Source organism: Streptomyces sp. H27-C3 (genome assembly GCF_030063415.1).
Classification (GTDB): Bacteria; Actinomycetota; Actinomycetes; order Streptomycetales; family Streptomycetaceae; genus Streptomyces.
The window spans coordinates 1-5,055 of the sequence record NZ_JASITA010000093.1 but is presented as its reverse complement, the minus strand read 5'-3'; the positions used below and the strand labels follow the sequence as shown (position 1 = coordinate 5,055).

Annotated in this window: 5 protein-coding genes and 2 pseudogenes; 5 read left to right on the top strand and 2 right to left on the bottom strand. The window is 67.5% G+C overall.

Features of this window, described 5'->3' with window-relative positions; all coding sequences use genetic code 11:
• Positions 1-34 precede the first annotated feature (34 nt).
• Together QMK30_RS38050 and QMK30_RS38045 are read right to left on the bottom strand one after the other, a co-directional pair.
• The gene (locus QMK30_RS38050; RefSeq protein WP_283522903.1) at positions 35-454 is read right to left on the bottom strand and encodes a RacP protein; all 420 of its coding nucleotides are present in this window, start codon (positions 452-454) and stop codon (positions 35-37) included.
• Between the two features lie 2 nt (positions 455-456).
• Positions 457-633: pseudogene (locus QMK30_RS38045) on the bottom strand (DUF6192 family protein); the annotation flags it as partial.
• A gap of 171 nt (positions 634-804) precedes the next feature.
• On the opposite strand from QMK30_RS38045, the gene QMK30_RS38040 reads away from it, so the two are divergent.
• From QMK30_RS38040 to QMK30_RS38020, 5 genes and pseudogenes are all read left to right on the top strand, one after another.
• The gene (locus QMK30_RS38040) at positions 805-1,164 is read left to right on the top strand and encodes a helix-turn-helix domain-containing protein (protein ID WP_283522904.1); all 360 of its coding nucleotides are present in this window, start codon (positions 805-807) and stop codon (positions 1,162-1,164) included.
• 47 nt (positions 1,165-1,211) lie between these two features.
• On the top strand, positions 1,212-1,739 hold the full coding sequence (locus QMK30_RS38035) for a YceI family protein (RefSeq protein ID WP_283522902.1): 528 nt from the start codon (positions 1,212-1,214) through the stop codon (positions 1,737-1,739).
• Positions 1,736-2,635, top strand: a complete 900-nt coding sequence (locus tag QMK30_RS38030; protein ID WP_283522901.1) for an ROK family protein — start codon at positions 1,736-1,738, stop codon at positions 2,633-2,635. The genes QMK30_RS38035 and QMK30_RS38030 overlap by 4 nt, the downstream gene beginning before the upstream one ends.
• 402 nt (positions 2,636-3,037) lie before the next feature.
• A pseudogene (locus tag QMK30_RS38025) lies at positions 3,038-3,982 on the top strand (beta-ketoacyl synthase N-terminal-like domain-containing protein); the annotation flags it as partial.
• Positions 3,983-4,047: 65 nt separating this feature from the next.
• Complete coding sequence (locus tag QMK30_RS38020) at positions 4,048-4,956, top strand: alpha/beta hydrolase (protein ID WP_349362166.1); 909 nt, start codon at positions 4,048-4,050, stop codon at positions 4,954-4,956.
• Positions 4,957-5,055 lie beyond the last annotated feature (99 nt).

Here is a 5,055-nt window from a genome sequence, read left to right as displayed (position 1 = left end):
GCCCGGCCAAGGCCGGGCAACCCCCCGCAGCGGATCAGGAACTGACGACGAGGTCGAGAGTGGATTCGATCGAGTTGAGTTGGGCGACGATGTGTTTGATCCATTTGTCGTTCGGGTGGGCGGTCGCGTGCGGGGCGACCGTGCCGGTGATGAACCGGCGGAATTCGGTGAGTTTCTCGGAGAGCACGGTCCGTTCGTATGCCTCCAACGCGGCTCGCTCCGCGCCGAGTTGATAGCCATCGGCTCTGGTCCAGATAAGCGGCGGCCAGCCCTTCTGGGCGATGAGATCACGCAGGCAGGCGAGCCCTGCTCTGACCTGGCTCGGGGACAGTTCACTGGCGCCTGCCAGCTGGCGGAACAGCAGGCCCGCGGGTCTGGCCTCGAACAGCACGAACCGCAGGGTGTCGGCGTGCCGCTGGGCGGCGTCCCCCTGGCGCCGTGAGGCGCGGGGCATGCCTACTCGCTCCGCAGCATGCGGGCGAGTTCGTCGTCCATGTCGACCTTGCCGGTGTCGACCGCGGTCTCGATCCAGTCCAGCGTGGCCCGCACCCGGGCGACGTTCTCGTGCACGATGGTGCGTTCGTCCTCGCCCAGCGTGCGGTCACGCAGACCCGGGACCGGCCGCGCATCCGCGGGTCGGCCCTGCGACTGCTCGCCGCGACGGGCCTCACCGCCAGACGTCCCGACCTACTCACCGAGGCGCTCGATCTGCTGGAGGACTGCGGCGACCGCTACGAGCAGGCGAGAGTCCTCGTGGACCTCAGCCGCAGCTACCACCAGCTCGAGGAGTACCGGCGGGCCCGCATGATCTTCCGCCGGGCCTGGCACGTGGCCAATCTGTGCGACGCCGGTCCGCTGACGAAGGAACTCCTGTCGGCCACGGGTGACCTCAGCAGCCTCGAGACGGCCTCCGGCAGCACCGACGGGATCACCTCACTCACCGGCTCGGAACGGCGCGTCGCGTCGCTGGCAGTCATGGGCTGCACCAACCGCGAGATCGCGAGCAAGCTGCACATCACCGCGAGCACCGTCGAGCAGCACCTCACACGCGTCTACCGGAAGCTCAACGTGAAGCGGCGCAAGGACCTGCCTGTGGATCTCCGAAGTGATGTAGTCAAGAGTGATGTAGTCAAGGCTGAACGAGCCCAACTCGGCTGCGGCTGAACTTCATTCCCTTGGATTCCCCCGAATTCCCCCACAAAGGAAACAACGTGTCACAGACAGCAGCGAACTCCCTGACCGTGCCGGCCCCCGGCACCTACACCATCGACTCCGGCCGGAGCACCGTCACCTTCCGTACCCGACACGCCTTCGGCCTCGGGGGCGTCGATGGCGCCTTCTCCGTCCTCACCGGCCAGATCCGGGTCGCGGCCGAGGCCACGGAATCCGGTGCGACGGCCGTCATCGACGCCGACAGTTTCACCACGGGCAATGACTCGCGCGACAAGGTCGTACGCTCGGACAAGTACCTGGCCACCGCCGCGCATCCCTGTATCTCCTTCACCTTCGACGCCGTACGCGAGTCCCAGGGCACGTACACCCTGCACGGCGAACTGACGGTCCGTGCCACGACCCAGCCGGTGGAACTCTCCATCGAACAGTCTGAAAGCGGCCCGGAAGGGATCCGTTTCCGCGCCACCACGAAGATCGACCGGTACGCGTTCGGCATCACGGCCGACAAGGGCATGACCGCCCGCTACCTGACCCTCAACCTCGACATCGTCGCCTCGCCGGCGTGACGTATCTGGGAATCGACGTCGGGGGCACCAAGGTTGCCCTGCAGACCGACAGTGGCGACGGCGGCACACAGCCACGCACCGCGGTCTTCTCGTGGCCGCGGACGAGCAGTGTCGCGGATGATCTGGAGGCCCTCGCCAGGAACGTCCGCGCGCTGCTAGACGACATCCCGCAGCCTGTCGAGGCGGTCGGCGTCGCCATGCCGGCGACCGTCGACCCGGCGGGCCGGGTGACCACGTGGCCCGGCCGCCCCAGCTGGACCGGACTGGACCTGCGCGCCGCACTCCACTCCCTCTTCCCTCGGAGCTCGGTGCTTTGGGCGGACGACGGAGACCTGGCCGCCCTCGCCGAGGCGGACGAGGCGAACTGCCAGGACGTCGTCTACCTCGGCGTCGGCACCGGCATCGGCGGCGGCATCGTCCTCGACGGACGCCCCTGCCCCGGAACCGCCCGCGGCTCCTGCGAGGTCGGCCATGTGATCGTCGACCTCGCGGGGCCGCTGTGTGACTGCGGACGACGCGGCTGCGTGCAGGCCGTCGCCTCCGGCCCGGCCACCCTGCGCCGGGCCGGCCGGCTGCGAGGTGAGCCCGTGAGCTTCGCCGTATTGACGGAAGGCCTTCGTCAGGAGCGGGACTGGGCCGTGACCGTGGTCGGGGGGAGCTGCGATGCCCTGGCAGTCGCCCTCGTCAACCTCAACGAACTCGTCCACCCCGCACTGGCCTTGATCGGTGGCGGATTCGCCGACGGACTCCCCGGCTTCGCCGACATGGTGGCGTCCAGAGCCCACGCGCTCGCCAGATCGGGCCACCCCGTCGCCCCAGTACGCGCCGCCGCGCTCGGCGGCCTGTCGTCCTTGCGTGGCGCGGTTCTCCTCGCCCGGGGCGCGCACCCTGGGTAAGGAGCTTCGGGGTAGGGGGCTGAGCGAACCCCCTAAGGGCTGTCCCGTAATCCCTGGTGGATCAGCGCACGGCGTCAGATGCGGTGCATCGCAAGGCGGAGGGACGTTCGCATACTGGACGTATTCGGGCGTTCCGACAACGCGGCGAGGTGCCGTAGCTGTCGTCGTGCGCCTGCCAGGGATTGCGGGACAGCCCTTAGGGGTTGTCCGGTTCGACTAACCCCCCCGTAGATTCCCCGAGTAAGGGGATCAATTCGAGTGCTTCGGAGTGCTTCGGAGTAGCGGCACCGCGACATCACCGGAAGGAATTCGCGCTGATTGCTGAGCCGATTTCCCATGTTGACGGAACCTTTGACGGTGGGTCGATATTCACCTGCTGACCGCCGCGACGGGTTGGGTTGAGTGGACAACGAAGAGAAGCTCCGTGAGTACCTGAAGCGGACGACCGCAGATTTGCGCCGTACGCGACAGCGCCTCCGTGACATCGAGGCCCAGGATCAGCAGCCTATTGCGATCGTGGGAATGAGCTGCCGATATCCGGGCGGAGTGGCCGACCCCGAGGATTTGTGGCAGCTCGTCTCCACCGGAACCGACGGCATCTCCGCATTCCCGACCGACCGTGGCTGGAATCTCGGCAATCTCTACGAGGCCGACTCCGGCCAGGACGGCAAATCCGCCACGGAAGAAGGCGGATTCCTGCACGACGCGGGAAACTTCGACCCGGCCTTCTTCGGGATCTCGCCGCGCGAAGCGCTGGCGATGGATCCGCAGCAGCGGCTGCTCCTCGAGACCTCGTGGGAGGCGCTCGAGCGGGCGGGCATCGACCCCGCCACGCTGCGCGGCAGCCGCACGGGCGTGTTCGCGGGTCTGATGTACCACGACTACGCGGCTCGCCTCGCCGCGGTGCCCGAGGGCGTGGAAGCGTTTCTGGGTATCGGAAACTCGGGCAGCGTTGTCTCCGGCCGGGTGTCGTACACCTTCGGTCTCGAAGGCCCCGCCGTCACGGTGGATACGGCGTGTTCGTCGTCGCTGGTCGCCCTGCACCTGGCGGTGCAGTCGCTGCGCAAGGGCGAGTGCACGATGGCGCTGGCCGGTGGCGTGACGGTGATGGCGACGCGGGGCACGTTCGTGGACTTCAGCCGCCAACGCGCCCTCGCCGGCAACGGGTGCTGCAAATCGTTCGCGTCAACCGCCGACGGCACGGGCTGGTCGGAGTGGGCGGGGTCCGAGAGGCGGGCAAGAGCTACATCGACTCTCTGCCGGAAGCCCCGAAGGGCGGCAGTCCGAAGGACAACGCGTCGTGGTGGAAGGGGCTCAGCCCGGAAGAGCAGTCCGCCTACCTTTCCACGGAGACCGCCTCGGTCGGAAAGCTGGACGGCCTGCCCGCGGAGGTCCGTGACCAGGCCAACCGCATGGTGCTGGCGGAGGCCAAGGCGCAGGTACAGCTTGAACTCGACAAGATTCCTGCCGAGCCCGCGAAGTACTCCGCCAATCCCAATGGCTCCTATCCGGCCGTCATCCAGAACGCCGGCTGGACCAAGTGGAACGAGAAGTACGGCGCCCAGAAGGCGCGCGCCGACAGTTCCATGAAGGGGATGCAGGCGATCGAGGACCGCTTCGACAGCACGGGGATCAAAGGGCTGCCCGAGGCGTACCTGCTCGGATTCAGTGCGGAAGGCACTGGCCGTGCCGTCGTGGCGAACGGCAATCCGGACACGGCCGATCACCAGGCGGTGTATGTGCCGGGTACGACGTCGAACCTGGGCAGCATCGGTGGAGACATCGACCGGATGGTGAATGTGTGGCGCGCGGCCGACGGCTCGCCCGGCGATGACTCGGTTTCCACGATCACATGGCTCGGATACGACGCGCCGCAGAGCATCGCCCAGGACGCACCATTCAGCCACTACGCGAATGACGGCGCCCCGGCCTACAACCAGTTCCTCGACGGCCTCGACGCGTCCCGTACCGTCGATTCGGACCCTCATCGCACAGCGATCGGCCACTCGTACGGCACGACCCTCATCGGGTCCGCGGCCCGGCAAGGCGACCTGAACGTGGACGACGTGGTCCTCGCGGGCAGCCCCGGAGTGCAGGTGAGCAAGGCCGATCAGATGGATGTCCCGAAAGGGCACGTCTGGAACCAGGAGGCCGACGGGGATGTCGTCCCGGACCTCGGTCGTTTCGGGCACGGCGGGACCGACTGGGACGGCCCATGGACGATTCCCAGCGACGAGCGCTTCGGCGCCAACCAGATGGGCACGGACACCGAGGGTCACAGCGACTACTGGAATGAGAAGCCGTTGTCTTTCCGGACCTGACCGTTGAGTTTCCGCTGTTCAGGCATGGTTTCGGTGTCGTTGCGGGAGAGTTCGGGCGATCAGTTCGTTCTCGGCGATGCGGAGATGACCGATGACATC

Excerpts from the sequence above, each read along its gene's own strand:
- QMK30_RS38040 (WP_283522904.1), top strand. The coding sequence starts at position 805 with ATGATCTTCCGCCGGGCCTGGCACGTGGCCAATCTGTGCGACGCCGGT.
- QMK30_RS38050 (WP_283522903.1), bottom strand. The coding sequence starts at position 454 with ATGCCCCGCGCCTCACGGCGCCAGGGGGACGCCGCCCAGCGGCACGCC.
- QMK30_RS38020 (WP_349362166.1), top strand. The coding sequence starts at position 4,048 with ATGGTGCTGGCGGAGGCCAAGGCGCAGGTACAGCTTGAACTCGACAAG.